Here is a 15230-nt window from a genome sequence, read left to right as displayed (position 1 = left end):
GTGCCTCACTACACCAAGACCCCCTGGACGCTGTCGGTCTACGACCTCCTGCACCGAGCGGGCGAGATGCGCGAGCACTCGATCGAGGTCGTCGTGCCCGAGCGCCTCGGCGAGGGCCAGGTCGCCGTGCAGGCGGGCGCCGTGCTCGACCTCGACGTGCGGCTCGAGGGCCTGCACGACGGCATCCTCGTGTCCGCGACCGTCACCGGCACCGCGACCGGCGAGTGCAGCCGCTGCCTCAAGCCCATCGCCGAGCCTGTCGAAGTCGATATCGCCGAGCTTTTCGCGTACGATGTCGACGAAGCTTTTGACTACCAGGTTCACGAAGACCACGTCGATCTTGAACCTGTCGTCAGAGACGCAGTGGTCCTGTCACTGCCCTTCCAGCCGGTCTGTCGTCCGGACTGCCCTGGACTCGACCCGGTGACGGGCGAACGAATCGAGGACATCCCGGACTACCAGCCCCGTGAAGGCGTCGATCCCCGGTGGTCGGCCCTCGCAGGGTTCCAGGCTGAACAGGCACCGGTCCTCCAAGAACCAGTTGGCAGGGCAGTCACCGACAACGAGTCGAAGCCCGACACGTCTGCCTGAGACCACCCGCGTCACCCACCCACGTCAGACCGAGGCCCCCGCGGGGGCCGCAACAGAGAAGAGAACCTCATGGCCGTTCCCAAGAGGAAGCAGTCACGCTCGAACACCCACGCACGTCGGTCGCAGTGGAAGGCCACTCCCGTCCAGCTGGTGAAGACCATCGAGAACGGCAAGGTCACCTACAGCCTCCCGCACCGTGCCAAGGTCGTCGAGGACAGCGCCGGCACCGCCCTGTACATGGAGTACAAGGGCCGCAAGGTCGCCGACGTCTGAACCCGTCTCCCGTGACCACGTCACCCGTGACACCGTCACACCCCGATCAGCCCGCGTCGAGCCTCCGTGCCGACCGGGCTGATCTGTTGGTGCAGCTGGGCATCGAGGTGCGCCCCGACCTGATCGAGCTCGCCCTCACCCACCGGTCGTACGCCTACGAGCACGGCGGCATCGCCAACAACGAGCGGCTCGAGTTCCTCGGCGACTCGATCCTCGGGCAGGCCGTCACGGTCATGCTCTTCACCGAGAACCCCGACCTCGACGAGGGCGAGCTGGCCAAGCGCCGCGCGAGCCTCGTGAGCACGGTCGCCCTCGCCGAGGTCGCCCGCAACATCGGGCTCGGCGCGCACCTGCGCCTCGGCCGCGGCGAAGAGCTGACCGGCGGGCGCGACAAGCCGTCCATCCTCGCCGACACGGTCGAGGCGATCATCGGCGCGACCTACCTCGACGCCGGCGGAGAAGCCGCGACCGCCTTCGTGCTGCGCCTGGTGGCACCGCTCCTCGTCGACCCCGCGCGCTTCGGCGCCGCGATGGACCCGAAGACGAGCCTGCAAGAACTCAGCGCCGCCCGCGGCCGCGGGATGCCGTCGTACCACGTCACCGACAGCGGGCCCGACCACGACAAGCGGTTCCACGCCGCCGTGCGGCTCGGCGACTCGCCGGACGACGTCGCCCACGGCACCGGCAGCAGCAAGAAGCAGGCCGAGATGGCCGCGGCGCTCGAGGCCTGGACGCGGCTCTCGAGCACCGACCGCTAGCCCGTGCCCGAGCTCCCCGAGGTCGAGGTCGTCCGTGCGGGCCTCGCGCCCGTCGTGGCCGGCTCCGTCGTCACGGGCGTCACCGTGCTCGACGAGCGCTCGCTCAAGCGGCACCGGGGCCCGTCCGTCGACTTCGTCGACCGCCTCGTCGGCGGCACCCTCGACTCGGCCGTGCGCCGCGGCAAGTTCCTCTGGTTCCCGTTCGAGCCGGCCGAGCGGCACGACCACCCCCTCGCCCTCGTCGCCCACCTCGGCATGAGCGGCCAGGTGCTGCTCCGCAGCTCCGACCACCCGGCCGACCGGTTGATGCGCATCCGGCTCGACGTCGACAGCCCGAGCCTCGGTCCCGTGCGGCTCGCGTTCGTCGACCAGCGGATCTTCGGGTCGATGGCCCTCGACGAGACCGTCCCCACGCCCGACGGCCGTGCGGCCGGCTACGCGGGGGCGCACCTGCTCGGGTCGCCGGAGGCGGCAGCCGACGACGCGGCACGCGCCGCCGCCGCCGCGGCCCGTGCGGCCTCGTCCGCGGTCCCCGCCGCTCCCGCGTGGGCGTTGCGGGTCCCGCAGCAGGTCGCGCACATCGCCCGCGACCCCCTCGACCCGGCCTTCGACGAGTCCGCCGTCGTCACGCGCCTCCTGGCCCGCCGCACGGGGGTGAAGCGCGCGCTGCTCGACCAGGGCCTGCTCAGCGGCGTCGGCAACATCTACGCCGACGAGAGCCTCTGGGCGGCACGCGTGCACCCCGAGCAGCCGACGGAGGCGCTCTCGCGGGCCAGGGCGCGCCTCCTGCTGTCCGAGGTCCGGGCCGTGCTGCTCAAGGCGCTCGGCGAGGGCGGCACGAGCTTCGACGCCCAGTACGTGAACGTGAACGGGCAGTCCGGCTACTTCAGCCACAGCCTCGCCGCCTACGGGCAGCAGGGTCGGCCGTGCCCGCGCTGCGGCACCGCGATCGTGCGCGAGGCGTTCATGAACCGGTCGAGCCACCTCTGTCCGCGCTGCCAGCGGGTCCGCACGCCCTGAGCCTCGCGCACGTCGCGCCGCAGCCGCGCCGGCCTGCGCCGCCCTGCCCGCGCCTCCCGGGGCCGGGGCCCGCGCTCGCCTATCCTCGGAGGGACGCCGCAGACCGTGTCGACACGTCACCTGGAGCAGGGGAGGAGGGGCGCGTGCACCTGAAGAGCCTCACCCTCAAGGGCTTCAAGTCGTTCGCCTCGCCCACGACGTTCGCGTTCGAGCCCGGCGTCACCTGCGTCGTCGGCCCCAACGGCTCGGGCAAGAGCAACGTCGTCGACGCGCTCGCCTGGGTGATGGGCGAGCAGGGCGTCAAGTCGCTCCGCGGCGGCACCATGGCCGACGTCATCTTCGCCGGCACGTCGACCCGGGGCCCGCTCGGCCGGGCACAGGTCGTGCTGACCATCGACAACGCCGACGGTGCTCTGCCGATCGACTACGCCGAGGTCACGATCAGCCGCACCCTGTTCCGCAACGGGGGCAGCGAGTACGCGATCAACGGCGAGGGCTGCCGGCTGCTCGACGTGCAAGAACTGCTGAGCGACTCCGGCCTCGGCCGCGAGATGCACGTGATCGTCGGCCAGGGGCAGCTCGACGCCGTGCTGCGGGCCACGCCGGAGGAGCGGCGCGGCTTCGTCGAGGAGGCGGCGGGCATCCTGAAGCACCGGCGCCGCAAGGAGAAGACGCTCCGCAAGCTCGACGCGATGCAGGCGAACCTGACCCGGCTGAGCGACCTCGCCGGCGAGATCCGTCGCCAGCTGAAGCCCCTGGGCCGCCAGGCCGAGGTCGCGCGCGAGGCCCAGACGATCGCCGCGGTCGTCCGCGACGCGAAGGCGCGCCTCCTCGCCGACGAGGTCGTGGCGCTGCGTGCCGTGGTCGCCCGGCAGTCGAGCAGCGAGGCCGAGCGCCGCAGCGAGCGGAACGTCCTGCAGGAGCAGCTCGACCAGGCGAAGGCGCGTGAGCAGCGGCTCGAGCAGCAGATGGTCGGCGACGCCGTCGACGAGGCGCGCCGGGTCGCCTTCGGCCTCGAGTCGGTCGAGGAGCGGCTCCGCGGCACGTCGAGCCTCGCGCGGCAGCGCCTCCAGATGCTCGCCGAGCAGTCCGACCAGCCCGAGCTGCCCAGCACCGTGAGCGCCGGCATGGTCGCCGACGCGCGTGACGAGGCCGAGGGGCTCCAGGGAGGCGTGGCCGAGGGGGAGCAGGCCCTCGCCGAGGCGCGGGCCGCCACGGTCGCCGCCCGGGCCGTGCTCGAGGCGCTCGACGACGAGATCGCCGCCCAGAGCGCGCTGATCTCCCGCCACGACCTCGTCCTCGGCCAGCTCCGCGGCGCCCTCGAGGTCGCTCGGTCGCGGCTGGCGGCCGTCCGTGGCGAGGTCCTCCGCCAGGGCGCGGCGCGGGAGGCGGCGGTCGCGCGCCGGGACGCGGGCCGGGCCGAGCTCGCCCAGCTCGAGCTCGAGCTCGCGGGCGCATCGACGGGTGCCGACGAGACCGACGACACGAACGACGCAGACGACACGGCCGTCGGGGCCGGCGACGGGGCCGACGGGGCAGGTGGCGACCCGGTCGACCACGAGGCCGTCCGCGCCGAGGCCGAGCGCGCCTCCGCCGAGCTGCAGGCCGAGGCCGACGACCTCCGCGGCCGCCTGCACGCGGCCGAGCGCGAGCGTGACGCGCTGGCCGCCCGACGCTCCGCGCTGACGATGGCCCTCGACCGTGCGGACGGCACGACGGCCCTCGTCGCCGCCGACCGCCCCGGCGTGCGCGGCGCCGTCGCCGAGCACGTGCAGGTGCGTCCCGGCTACGAGGCTGCCGTCGCCGCGGCGCTCGGCAGCGTGGTCGACTCCGTCCTCGTCGACGACCTCGACGCGGCCTTCGCCGCCGTCGCGCACGCGACCGACGCCGAGCTGGGGCGCGTCGAGGTCGTCGTGGCGGCGCCCGAGCGGGTCCTGCCCGCGCTCGCCGTCGACCTGCCCGCGGGAGCCGTGGCCGCCTCCTCCGTCGTCGACGCGCCTCCGGGCGTCCTGGGCCTGCTCGCGAGCACCGTCGTCGCTGACGACCTGACGACGGCCCGGGCCGCCTGGGCCGCGCTGTCGGCGCACCCGCTGCCGGTGACCGTCATCACGCGCTCGGGCGAGGTGCTCACCGACTTCGTCCTCCGCGGCGGCTCGGGCGCCGAGCGCTCGCGCCTCGAGCTGGTCGCCGAGCGCGACGCCGCCGCCGAGCGCCTCGGCGAGGTCGAGGCCGAGGCGAGCCGGCTCTCCGCCCTGCACACGACCGCCGAGGAGGCGCTGGCCTCGTCCCGAGAGCAGGCTGCGGAGGCCGCCCGCCTGGCCCGCGAGCAGGCCGCGGAGGAGGCTCGGGCGGCGGCGGAAGCGGCCCGGTCGGCCCGCGAGCAGCAGGCGGCGGCCGCGGCCGTCGAGCAGCGGCTGGCACGCCTGCGGGCCCAGGTCGACGCGGCCGAGGCCGAGGAGGCACGCCTCGCCGAGTCCCTCGCGGCCGCGGAGCAGGGAGCCGTCACGGCCCAGGCCGCGGTCGACTCGGCACGGACCGAGCACGACGAGCACGCCTCGCGTCCACGTCCGATCCTCGACGCCTCGGCCCGGGACGGGGTCCTCGCCGAGGTCGAGCAGGCGAGGGCGGCCGAGATCGAGCGCCGGGTGCAGCTCGAGACCGTGCGCGAGCGGGTCCGTGCCGAGGCAGCCCGCGCCGTCGACCTGCAGCGTCAGCTCGACGAGCAGCGGGCCGCCGCCGACGAGCACGCCCGGCGCACCGTCGTCCGGCAGCTCGAGATGCGGCGCACCTCGGCTGTCCTGGCGGGGCTGCCCGCGGTGCTCGACGCCGTCGGCCGGTCCCTGGCCGAGGCCCGGCACGAGCTCGCCGTGCGGGAGGCGGCGCGCACGCAGCAGAACGACGAGCTCGCGGCGCTCCGGCGCGACGAGCGCGCCCTGCGGGAGCGGCTGCACGGCGTGACCGAGGACGTGCACGGCCTCGAGATGGAGATCTACGAGAAGAAGCTGCACCTCGGGCAGCTGCTCGAGCGCGCGGCGTCCGAGCTCGGGCTCGACGACGAGGTCCTCGTCGCCGAGTACGGCCCGGACGTGCTCGTGCCCGACGACATCAGCACGCGGGACGACTCCGGGGCGGTCGACCAGGGCACGGCACAGGGCACGGCGGCGGGCACGCCGTACGACCGAGCCGAGCAGACCGCCCGGCTCGAGGCCGCCAGCCGCAAGCTCGCCCAGCTCGGCCGGGTCAACCCGCTCGCGCTCGAGGAGTTCTCGGCGCTCGAGCAGCGCCACGCGTTCCTCACCGAGCAGCTCGCCGACCTCACGCGGACGCGGCGCGACCTGCTCGCGATCATCGACGAGATCGACGAGAAGATGCAGACCGTCTTCGCGAGCGCGTTCGCGGACACCCAGGCCGCGTTCGACCGGGTGTTCCCGGTGCTGTTCCCCGGCGGCAGCGGCTCTCTGCTGCTCACCGACCCCGACGACCTCCTCACGACCGGCATCGAGGTCACGGTGCGACCGGCCGGCAAGAAGATCGAGCGCCTGTCGCTGCTGTCGGGCGGGGAGCGCTCGCTGGCCGCGGTCGCGCTGCTGATCGCCATCTTCAAGGCCCGGCCGAGCCCGTTCTACATCATGGACGAGGTGGAGGCGGCGCTCGACGACGCGAACCTCGGCCGCCTCCTCGCGATCTTCGAGGACCTCCGCGAGACCAGCCAGCTCATCGTCATCACGCACCAGAAGCGCACGATGGAGATCGCCGACGCGCTCTACGGCGTCTCGATGCGCCAGGACGGCGTCAGCGCCGTGGTCGGCCAGCGGGTCGTCACCGACCGCGCGCCGGGGGAGCGGGCAGCGGCCCCGACGGGCTCCGTGGCCTAGACGGCGTGCACCAGCCTCGACGGGCTCTGCGGCCTAGACGGTGCGGTCGTTGATCGAGACGACCTTCCAGGCCGACCCGTCCCACTCGACCGTGTTGGCGGCGGCGTTCTCGATGTGCGGTACCTCGGCGCCCATGATCGCCGCCAGGGTGAAGCGGATGATCGTGCCGTGGCAGACGACGACGATGTGCGCGTCGGGGCCGTCGAGGGGCAGGCGGGTGTCGCGGATCATCTCGAGGGCGCCGAGGCCGCGCGCGGCGACCGACTCGCGGGGCTCGATGTCGGGGAACGACTCGTTCGGCTCGTCCGGGATGGGGGAGTCGGGCACCCAGCCCTCGCGCGACGCGTAGTCGCGCTCGATCAGCTCGTCGTAGGCGTCGCCGAGCTCGATGCCGAGCTCGCTCGCGATGATCTGAGCCGTCTCGCGCGCGCGCATCAGCGGCGACGACACGATCGCCGACCACTCGGCGCCGGCCAGCACGCGCGCGGCCTCGAGGGCCTGCCCGCGGCCGGTGTCGTTCAGCGGGACGTCCGACGACCCCTGCAGCTTGTCCTGGCTGTTCCAGTCGGTCTGTCCGTGTCGGATGAGCTCGAGTCGCATGTGCCTGTGGTTCCGTCCTGGTGTCGCGGTCGTGGTGGTGCGGTCGTGCGGTGGTGCGGCGTGCGGTGGTGCGGTGTGGCTGTCCTGCAGCGGAGCCGAGGAGGCGGCGCGCGCGTCCCGGGGGACGCACGCACCGCCTCCTGCGCCCTAGCGCTCCTCGGCCTCGGCGGTCGTCGCCGGCAGCTTGTCCGGGATCCCGTCCCTCTTCGTCTTGCGGAGGCTGAGGACCGTCGCGACGGCGATGGTCAACAGGATGAAGCCGAGCGAGAACCAGATCGGGATCTCGGGGATCCACTCGATCGGCTGGCCGCCGTTGATGAACGGCACCTCGTTGACGTGCAGGGCGTGGAACACGAGCTTCACGCCGATGAAGGCGAGGATGACCGCGAGGCCCTGGGCCAGGTAGACGAGGCGCTCGAGCAGGCCCGAGATCAGGAAGTACAGCTGGCGGAGGCCGAGCAGCGAGAAGGCGTTGGCGGTGAAGACGATGTACGCCTCCTGCGTCAGGCCGAAGATCGCGGGGATCGAGTCGAGCGCGAAGAGCACGTCGGTCAGGCCGATGGCGAGCATCACCAGGAACAGGGGCGTGAACAGGCGCTTGCCGTTCACCTTGGTCGTGAGGCGGTCCTCGTCGTAGTCGTCCGACGTGGGGACGATGCGGCGCAGCGTGCGGATGAGCTTGCTGTCCGCCTGGTCGCCCTCGTCGTGGCCGCCGCGGACCTGGCTGTAGGCGAGCCAGAAGAGCAGGGCGCCGAAGAGGTAGAAGACCCACGAGAAGTTGTCGATGATCGCGACGCCCGCGGCGATGAAGAGGCCGCGCGAGATCAGGGCGATCGCGATGCCGACGAGCAGCACCTTCTGCTGGTAGATCCGCGGCACGGCGAAGCTCGTCATGATGATCAGGAAGACGAAGAGGTTGTCGACCGAGAGGGCCTTCTCGGTGATCCAGCCGGCGAAGTACTCGCCGCCGTAGGTCCAGTTCGAGAAGACGCCGACCCCGACGCCGAACAGGATCGCGATGCCGATGTAGACGATCGACCAGAAGGCCGACTCGCGGATGGTGGGCTCGTGCGGGGTCCTGACGTGGCTGTAGAAGTCGAAGATCAACAGCCCGAGGATGCCGGCGATGGTGATCGCCCAGGTGAGGAAGTGGACGTCCATGGTGTACCTCCAGTACGCGACGGGTACTGAAGGTCTCTTCCGCCCAGGCGACCGTCCAGCGCTGCTGGTCGGTCGAGGACCGGCGCACCGGGTCGAGATCGGTCTCTTCCGTATTGACGATGGCACCGCGAGGGAGTACTCCCCTTCAACCCGCTGAGCTTACATCCACTGCAACGGTCCGGGTGGTCGTCGGCCCGAGAACGAGTCCGCGAGGCCGGTGCGGCCCGCGCGGCTCGTTAGGCTGTGGCCCATGGCTTCCCCCTGGTCCCTCTCCGGTGCCCTCCGCGGCATGTTCGCGAAGAAGACGATCGACGACACCACCTGGGACGAGCTCGAGGAGGCGCTGATCGGCGCCGACTTCGGTCCCGACGTCACCGAGCAGGTCGTCGACGACCTCCGCGAGAAGGTGCAGCGCTACGCGACGACCGACCCGGCCGACCTCAAGCGCATGCTGCGCGAGACCCTGGAGGAGCGGCTGTCGGTGCTCGACTCGACGCTCAAGCTCAGCGCCCGTCCCGCCGTCGTGCTCATGGTCGGGGTCAACGGCGTCGGAAAGACGACCACGATCGGCAAGTTCGCCAAGTTCCTGCGCAACTTCGACCGGTCCGTGGTCGTGGGCGCGGCCGACACCTTCCGGGCCGCCGCGGTCGAGCAGGTGGCGACCTGGGCCGAGCGCGCGGGCGCGCAGATCGTCCGGCCGCAGCAGCCGGGCCAGGACCCGGCCTCCGTGGCCTTCCAGACGGTCGAGTACGCGATGCGCGAGGGCATCGAGATCGTCCTGATCGACACCGCCGGCCGCCTGCAGACCAAGTCCGGCCTGATGGACGAGCTCGGCAAGATCAAGCGCGTCGTCGAGAAGCAGACCGAGATCGCCGAGGTGCTGCTCGTGCTCGACGCGACGACCGGCCAGAACGGCCTGGCCCAGGCTCAGGCCTTCATCGAGCACGCCGGCGTCACGGGGCTCGTCCTCACGAAGCTCGACGGCTCGGCCCGCGGCGGGTTCGTCCTCGCCGTGCAGGAGCAGACCGGCATCCCGATCAAGCTCGTCGGCCAGGGCGAGGGCATCGCCGACCTCACGGGCTTCACGCCGCACGTCTTCGTCCAGAACCTGATCGGCTAGTCCGCAGGGCACCGGTCTCGCGGTCCGTTAAGCTGAGGCCACCATGGCCACATTCGGAACCCTCTCTGACCGCCTCGCGGACACGTTCAAGAACCTCCGCAACAAGGGCAAGCTCACGCCCGCCGACGTCGACGGCACCGTCCGGGAGATCCGGCGCGCCCTGCTCGACGCCGACGTCGCGTTCGAGGTCGTCAAGGCGTTCACCACCAAGATCCGCGACCGCGCCCTGGGCGACGAGGTGAACAAGGCCCTCAACCCGGCCCAGCAGGTCGTCCAGATCGTCAACGAGGAGCTCATCGAGATCCTCGGCGGCCAGCAGCGCCGCCTCGAGTTCGCGAAGAACCCGCCGACCGTCATCATGCTCGCCGGCCTCCAGGGCGCGGGCAAGACGACCCTCGCCGGCAAGCTCGCCAAGTGGCTCGCGAAGGACGGCCACACGCCGCTCCTCGTCGCCTGTGACCTGCAGCGCCCCAACGCCGTGCAGCAGCTCCAGGTCGTGGGCGAGCAGGCGGGGGCCGCCGTGTTCGCCCCCGAGCCGGGCAACGGCGTCGGCGACCCGGTCAAGGTCGCCAAGCAGGCCATCAAGTTCGCCCGCGACAAGGTCTACGACACGGTCATCGTCGACACCGCCGGCCGTCTCGGCGTCGACGCCGAGCTGATGAAGCAGGCCGCGAACATCCGCAAGGCGATCGATCCCGACGAGGTGCTCTTCGTCATCGACGCCATGATCGGACAGGACGCGGTCGCGACGGCCAAGGCATTCCAGGCGGGCGTCGACTTCACGGGCGTCGTGCTCTCGAAGCTCGACGGCGACGCGCGGGGCGGTGCGGCGCTGAGCGTCGCCTCGGTCACGGGTCGACCGATCATGTTCGCCTCGACGGGCGAGACGCTCGACGCGTTCGAGCCGTTCCACCCGGACCGCATGGCGAGCCGCATCCTCGACCTCGGCGACATCCTCTCGCTGATCGAGCAGGCGCAGGGCGCCTTCGACGAAGAAGAGGCCCGGGCCGTCGCGGAGAAGATCGCGACCGACAACTTCACCCTCGACGACTTCCTGAAGCAGATGCAGCAGCTGCGCAAGATGGGGTCGATCAAGGGCATGCTCGGCATGCTCCCCGGGGCGAAGGGCATGCGCGAGCAGCTCGAGAACTTCGACGAGCGCGAGATCGTGCGCACCGAGGCCATCATCCAGTCGATGACCCCTCAGGAGAGGGCGCTGCCGAAGCTCCTGAACGGCTCCCGCCGGCTGCGCATCGCGCGGGGCTCCGGCATGACCGTCACCGACGTGAACCAGCTCGTGCAGCGCTTCGAGCAGGCCTCGAAGATGATGAAGACCGTGGCGAAGGGCGGCGTGCCGCAGGTCCCCGGCATGGGCCCGATCCCCGGTGCGTCGTACGGCGGCAAGAAGCAGCCACCGAAGAAGAAGGGCTCCAAGGCCGGCAACCCGGCCAAGCGCGCCGCTCAGAACGCGGCCCTCGCCTCCGGCGGGTCGGCGGGCGGCTCGGCCCCCGGCGGCTCGGGCTTCGGCCTCGGCGGCGGCAGCAAGGCGCCCACCGAAGAAGAGCTGGCCTCGCTGCAGAAGATGATCGGTCGCGGCTAGCGGCAGGTGCGGGGCGTACGCCCCCGAGAGCGCAGGAGGCGCGGGTCGGCCGACCCGCGCCTCCTCCCGTTCACGAGGCGGGCGCGATGCCCTCGCGGAGCTCGCGCACGAGCGACGCGACGACCGGTCGCAGGTCGCCCCCGTGCTGTGCGGAGACGGTGAGCTGGCGCTGGTAGCTCGCGCCGCGCTCCACGATCGTGTCCACCCCACGGAGCTGCTCGAGGCAGCCGAGGCGCTCGGCGACCGGCTCGAGGTCGACCAGCAGGTCACGCAGGTCGTCCGTCACCAGGCGCTCGTCGCCCGCCGCGTCGAGGATGACGATTGCGTCCATGCCGTAGCGGGCCGCGCGCCACTTGTTCTCACGCACGAACCAGGGCTGCATCTGGGCGGGCTCGTGGCCCGCGTCGAGCTTCGTGGACATGTCGTCGACGAGGCACTGCACCAGCGCGGCCATGGCGCCGACCTCCTCGAAGGTCGAGATGCCGTCGAAGACGCGGGTCTCGAGGGTGCCCCACTTCGGCGACGGACGGATGTCCCAGCGCAGCTCGCTGTGGTCGTCGATGACGCCGGTGTGGGTCATGTCGGCGACCATCTCCTCGTAGTTCGCCCAGGCGCCGAACTGCGGGGGGAGGCCGGCGGTGGGCAGCTGCTGGAACATGAGGGCGCGGTTCGAGGCGTAGCCCGTCTCCTCGCCCACCCAGAAGGGGCTGGACGCCGTGAGGGCCTGGAAGTGGGGCAGCCAGGTGAGCAGGCCGTTGAGGATCGGCAGCACCTTGTCGCGGGAGTCGATGCCGACGTGCACGTGGACGCCCCAGATCATCATCTGGCGGCCCCACCACCGGGTCCGGTCGATCAGCGTCGCGTACCTCTCCTTGTCGGGGGTGACGTCCTGGTCGGCGTAGCGGCTGAACGGGTGCGTGCCCGCGCACATCAGGTCGGCGCCGAGCAGCTCGGCGCTCGCCTGGACGTGGTCGATGGTCGAGCGGAGGTCGTCGACGGCGTCGGCCACCCGACGGTGGACGCCCGTCACGACCTCGACGGTGTTCGTGAGCAGCTCGCCGGTGAGGCGCTCGGGACCGTCGTCGTTGAGGTGCGCGAGGTCGGCGAGGACGGCCGGGGCGTGCGGCGCGAGCTCGCCGCTGCCCTGGTCGACGAGGGCCAGCTCCCACTCGACGCCGAGGGTCGACGGCTCGGAGCTCGTGAAGTCGATGCGCATGCTGCCTGCTCTCTCGTCGGGGGTGCGGGACCCCGGCTGCACCATCCTGGCAGCCGCCCGCGATCGAGGTCCGCCGACACGATCTCGAGGGATTGGCAGATCGGCCGTCGGGTCTGCAACAATGATGGGTCGAGTCTTCGGTCGTCCGACCCTCTAATCAGGTGGCCGCCAGACCTCATAGAGCTTTCGAGCCGAGTGTGCCCCCACGCTCACGGCTAGCAACTCGCCCACATCACATCACACAGGAGAATTGTGGCTGTCAAGATCCGTCTCAAGCGCATGGGCAAGATCCGTGCTCCGTTCTACCGCATCGTCGTCGCCGACTCGCGCACCAAGCGCGACGGTCGCGTCATCGAGGAGATCGGCAAGTACCACCCCACCGAGGAGCCCTCGTTCATCGAGGTCGACTCCGAGCGTGCGCAGTACTGGCTCGGCGTGGGCGCCCAGCCCTCCGAGCAGGTCGCCGCCATCCTCAAGCTCACGGGCGACTGGGGCCGCTTCAAGGGCGACGCCGACGCCGTCAGCACCGTCAAGACCAAGGCTCCGAAGGAGTCCTTCGTCGCCGACGAGAAGAAGAAGCCCGTGCTCGTCCCGAAGTCGGAGAAGCCCGCCAAGGCCGAGCCCGCCGAGGCCCCGGCCGAGGCTGCTGACGACGCCGAGACCACCGAGGCGTAGTCAGTGCTCGCACCTGCACTCGAACACCTCGTCCGGGGGATCGTCGATCACCCGGACGAGGTGCAGGTCGTCGAGTCGTCGTCGCCCCGCGGCGACGTGCTCGAGGTGCACGTCCACCCCGACGACCTCGGGCGTGTGATCGGCCGTTCCGGCCGGACCGCCAAGGCCCTCCGCACGCTCGTGACGGCGATCGCCGACGGCAAGCGCGTCCGGGTCGACGTCGTCGACAGCGATTCCTGAGCCGTGGCGCCCACCGACAAGACCCAGCTCCGCGTGGGGCGGCTCACCAAGGCCCACGGCCTGAAGGGCGCGCTCAAGCTCGAGCTGTTCACCGACACTCCTGAGCAGCGCTTCACGCCCGGTGCCTCGTTCACGCTGCAGGTCCCCGAGACCAGCGAGTGGAGCGGCAAGACTCTGACCCTCGGCGAGCTCCGGTGGTACAACGGCCACCCCGTGGGCTTCTTCGAGGGGGTCGACGACCGCACCGCGGCCGAGTCCCTCGTCAAGGCGATCCTCTGGGTCGACCAAGACCTCGACGAGCTCCCCGACGAAGACGACGCCTGGTACCACCACCAGCTCGTCGGCCTCCGGGTCGAGCGCGACGGCGTCGTCGTCGGGACCGTGGCGCGCGTCGACCACCTGCCCGCACAGGACCTGCTGGCCGTCGAGACGGAGCAGGGCGAGGTCCTCGTGCCCTTCGTCAGTGCTCTCGTGCCCTCGGTCGACATCGAGGCGGGCGTCGTCACCGTGACGCCGCCTCCCGGGCTCTTCGAGGAGCTCGCTGACGACACGGCCGACGCTGACTCAGCCGATGCAGATGCCGATGCCGATGCCGATGCCGGTGTGGAGCCTGCGTCGAGCGAGGCCGACGACGCAGCACGTCCCGCCGACGAGAACTGACGGCGGCGCGGTGCGCATCGACATCGTGTCGATCTTCCCGGAGTTCTTCTCCGTGCTCGACATCTCGCTCCTCGGCAAGGCCCGTCAGCAGGGCCTTCTCGACGTCGCCGTGCACGACCTGCGCGACTTCACCCACGACCGGCACCGCACCGTCGACGACACCCCGTACGGCGGCGGGGCCGGCATGGTGATGAAGCCCGAGCCGTGGGGCGAGGCGCTCGACCACGTGCTCGGCGACGACGCCGACCCGGCGACGACGACCGTCATCGTCCCGTCGCCGGCGGGCACGCCGTTCACCCAGGCGCTGGCGCGCGAGCTCGCCGCCGTGCCGCACCTCGTCTTCACCTGCGGGCGCTACGAGGGCATCGACCAGAGGGTGGTCGAGCACGCGGCGACCCGCGTGACGGTGTGCGAGATCAGCCTCGGCGACTACGTCCTCAACGGGGGAGAAGTGGCCGTGACCGCGATGATCGAGGCGGTCGGCCGTCTGGTCCCCGGGGTCGTCGGCAACCCGGAGAGCCTCACGGAGGAGAGCCACGAGGGCGGCCTGCTCGAGTACCCCAGCTACACGAAGCCCGCCTCGTGGCGCGGGCTCGACGTGCCGCCGGTCCTCATGGGCGGCAACCACGGCGCGATCGCCTCGTGGCGTCACGAGCAGCAGGTCGAGCGGACCCGACGGGTACGCCCCGACCTGCTCGGCTGAGCACCGCGCCTCGTCGGCCGGGACTCGTCCGGCTTCGCAGCCAGTTCTCCGCCGGGCGCCCGTAGCCTCGTCGCATGGCGATCCGTCGAGTCCTGTACCGCCTCCTCTGGCCTGCCGTCTTCGTGTTGCCCTTGTGGGTGCTGTTCGGACGGGCCTTCTTCGGCGTCCCGCTGGGGCTGCAGGTCCTCGGGCAGCTCGTGCTCGTGCCGCTGCTCTTCGTCGGCCAGGCGGTCGCCGCGGGCGTCGTCACCGCTCGCCGCAGCGTCCGTGACGACCGAGCCGTGTCCTGGGTCGACGCTGGTCTGCTGGCTCTCACGTGGGCGGCTCAGCTCGCCCTCGGCTTCTTCCTCGTCGACGGGTCCGCCGCCTCCTCGGCGTCGTCGGCGTTCACCCGTGTCGTGCCCGGCGGCGACCTGGACCTGTCGAGCGCGCTCTTCGGGCTGTCGGCCGTCGTGACCGTGGCCGGGGGCCTCGGCCTCCTCGCGGCCGCCGTGTGGCAGTTCCTGGCGGAGGCGCGGCGCCGGGTCGCGGCCTCGCTGGCCGACCTCGACCGGGTCGCCACGGCAGCCAGGGTCGACGCCCGTGCTGCGGGGCTCGCCACCGGCGACCCTGCCCGGGTCATCCGCATCACGCCGCGGGAGTAGCGCCCACGCCGCGCCGCTCGCGGCGGTGGCGACGGGGTGCGCGGCTGTGGCATGATTGACGCTTGTGCCTGGGCACGACTCTGCCTCAGGGGAG

At 71.8% G+C, this 15230-nt stretch carries 15 protein-coding genes; 12 read left to right on the top strand and 3 right to left on the bottom strand.

Annotated features, from left to right (window positions below; translation table 11 throughout):
• From IFT77_RS03775 to smc, 5 genes are all read left to right on the top strand, one after another.
• Complete coding sequence (locus tag IFT77_RS03775) at positions 1 to 591, top strand: DUF177 domain-containing protein (RefSeq protein ID WP_371740914.1); 591 nt, start codon at positions 1 to 3, stop codon at positions 589 to 591.
• A 69-nt stretch (positions 592 to 660) separates the two neighbouring features.
• Positions 661 to 864 carry a 50S ribosomal protein L32 gene (rpmF, locus tag IFT77_RS03770; protein WP_043593937.1) on the top strand — a complete coding sequence of 68 codons (204 nt, stop codon included), beginning with the start codon at positions 661 to 663 and terminating at the stop codon, positions 862 to 864.
• 26 nt (positions 865 to 890) lie between these two features.
• Positions 891 to 1622, top strand: coding sequence for a ribonuclease III (rnc, locus tag IFT77_RS03765; RefSeq protein WP_192041995.1), 732 nt, complete (start codon positions 891 to 893; stop codon positions 1620 to 1622).
• 3 nt (positions 1623 to 1625) lie between these two features.
• On the top strand, positions 1626 to 2642 hold the full coding sequence (locus tag IFT77_RS03760) for an Fpg/Nei family DNA glycosylase (RefSeq protein WP_192169238.1): 1017 nt from the start codon (positions 1626 to 1628) through the stop codon (positions 2640 to 2642).
• A gap of 143 nt (positions 2643 to 2785) precedes the next feature.
• Complete coding sequence (gene smc / locus IFT77_RS03755; RefSeq protein ID WP_192169237.1) at positions 2786 to 6517, top strand: chromosome segregation protein SMC; 3732 nt, start codon at positions 2786 to 2788, stop codon at positions 6515 to 6517.
• Between the two features lie 33 nt (positions 6518 to 6550).
• On the opposite strand, the gene IFT77_RS03750 is transcribed toward smc, so the two are convergent.
• Both IFT77_RS03750 and IFT77_RS03745 read right to left on the bottom strand, forming a co-directional pair.
• Positions 6551 to 7117: a histidine phosphatase family protein gene (locus IFT77_RS03750; protein WP_123546445.1), complete on the bottom strand. Its 567-nt coding sequence runs from the start codon at positions 7115 to 7117 to the stop codon at positions 6551 to 6553.
• Positions 7118 to 7264: 147 nt separating this feature from the next.
• Entirely contained in the window at positions 7265 to 8278 is a 1014-nt protein-coding gene (locus IFT77_RS03745) for a TerC family protein (protein ID WP_192041992.1), read from the bottom strand.
• 250 nt (positions 8279 to 8528) lie between these two features.
• Between IFT77_RS03745 and ftsY the strand changes: the two genes are divergently transcribed.
• Complete coding sequence (gene ftsY, locus IFT77_RS03740) at positions 8529 to 9398, top strand: signal recognition particle-docking protein FtsY (protein WP_123546443.1); 870 nt, start codon at positions 8529 to 8531, stop codon at positions 9396 to 9398.
• Between the two features lie 43 nt (positions 9399 to 9441).
• The gene (gene ffh, locus IFT77_RS03735) at positions 9442 to 10998 is read left to right on the top strand and encodes a signal recognition particle protein (protein ID WP_192041991.1); all 1557 of its coding nucleotides are present in this window, start codon (positions 9442 to 9444) and stop codon (positions 10996 to 10998) included.
• A gap of 70 nt (positions 10999 to 11068) precedes the next feature.
• On the opposite strand, the gene IFT77_RS03730 is transcribed toward ffh, so the two are convergent.
• On the bottom strand, positions 11069 to 12214 hold the full coding sequence (locus tag IFT77_RS03730; RefSeq protein ID WP_192169236.1) for a glutamate--cysteine ligase: 1146 nt from the start codon (positions 12212 to 12214) through the stop codon (positions 11069 to 11071).
• Between the two features lie 252 nt (positions 12215 to 12466).
• On the opposite strand from IFT77_RS03730, the gene rpsP reads away from it, so the two are divergent.
• The 5 genes from rpsP (at position 12467) to IFT77_RS03705 (ending at position 15136) form a co-directional block, all read left to right on the top strand.
• Entirely contained in the window at positions 12467 to 12889 is a 423-nt protein-coding gene (gene rpsP, locus IFT77_RS03725) for a 30S ribosomal protein S16 (RefSeq protein ID WP_192169235.1), read from the top strand.
• Between the two features lie 3 nt (positions 12890 to 12892).
• Positions 12893 to 13129 carry an RNA-binding protein gene (locus IFT77_RS03720; protein WP_123546439.1) on the top strand — a complete coding sequence of 79 codons (237 nt, stop codon included), beginning with the start codon at positions 12893 to 12895 and terminating at the stop codon, positions 13127 to 13129.
• 3 nt (positions 13130 to 13132) lie between these two features.
• The gene (gene rimM, locus IFT77_RS03715) at positions 13133 to 13789 is read left to right on the top strand and encodes a ribosome maturation factor RimM (protein WP_371740913.1); all 657 of its coding nucleotides are present in this window, start codon (positions 13133 to 13135) and stop codon (positions 13787 to 13789) included.
• A gap of 10 nt (positions 13790 to 13799) precedes the next feature.
• Complete coding sequence (trmD, locus tag IFT77_RS03710; RefSeq protein ID WP_192169234.1) at positions 13800 to 14492, top strand: tRNA (guanosine(37)-N1)-methyltransferase TrmD; 693 nt, start codon at positions 13800 to 13802, stop codon at positions 14490 to 14492.
• A gap of 74 nt (positions 14493 to 14566) precedes the next feature.
• Positions 14567 to 15136, top strand: coding sequence for a hypothetical protein (locus IFT77_RS03705; RefSeq protein ID WP_192169233.1), 570 nt, complete (start codon positions 14567 to 14569; stop codon positions 15134 to 15136).
• Positions 15137 to 15230 lie beyond the last annotated feature (94 nt).

Source organism: Frigoribacterium sp. CFBP 13729 (genome assembly GCF_014841875.1).
Taxonomy (GTDB): domain Bacteria; phylum Actinomycetota; class Actinomycetes; order Actinomycetales; family Microbacteriaceae; genus Frigoribacterium.
Note: the sequence above shows the minus strand (reverse complement) of the source record. Positions and strands in the feature narration are given on the sequence as shown.

Bases quoted from the DNA above. Each gene is read 5' to 3' on its own strand.
- ffh (WP_192041991.1), top strand. From the start codon at position 9,442: ATGGCCACATTCGGAACCCTCTCTGACCGCCTCGCGGACACGTTCAAG.
- rpmF (WP_043593937.1), top strand. From the start codon at position 661: ATGGCCGTTCCCAAGAGGAAGCAGTCACGCTCGAACACCCACGCACGT.
- IFT77_RS03750 (WP_123546445.1), bottom strand. From the start codon at position 7,117: ATGCGACTCGAGCTCATCCGACACGGACAGACCGACTGGAACAGCCAG.
- IFT77_RS03705 (WP_192169233.1), top strand. From the start codon at position 14,567: ATGGCGATCCGTCGAGTCCTGTACCGCCTCCTCTGGCCTGCCGTCTTC.
- IFT77_RS03745 (WP_192041992.1), bottom strand. From the start codon at position 8,278: ATGGACGTCCACTTCCTCACCTGGGCGATCACCATCGCCGGCATCCTC.
- ftsY (WP_123546443.1), top strand. From the start codon at position 8,529: ATGGCTTCCCCCTGGTCCCTCTCCGGTGCCCTCCGCGGCATGTTCGCG.
- IFT77_RS03730 (WP_192169236.1), bottom strand. From the start codon at position 12,214: ATGCGCATCGACTTCACGAGCTCCGAGCCGTCGACCCTCGGCGTCGAG.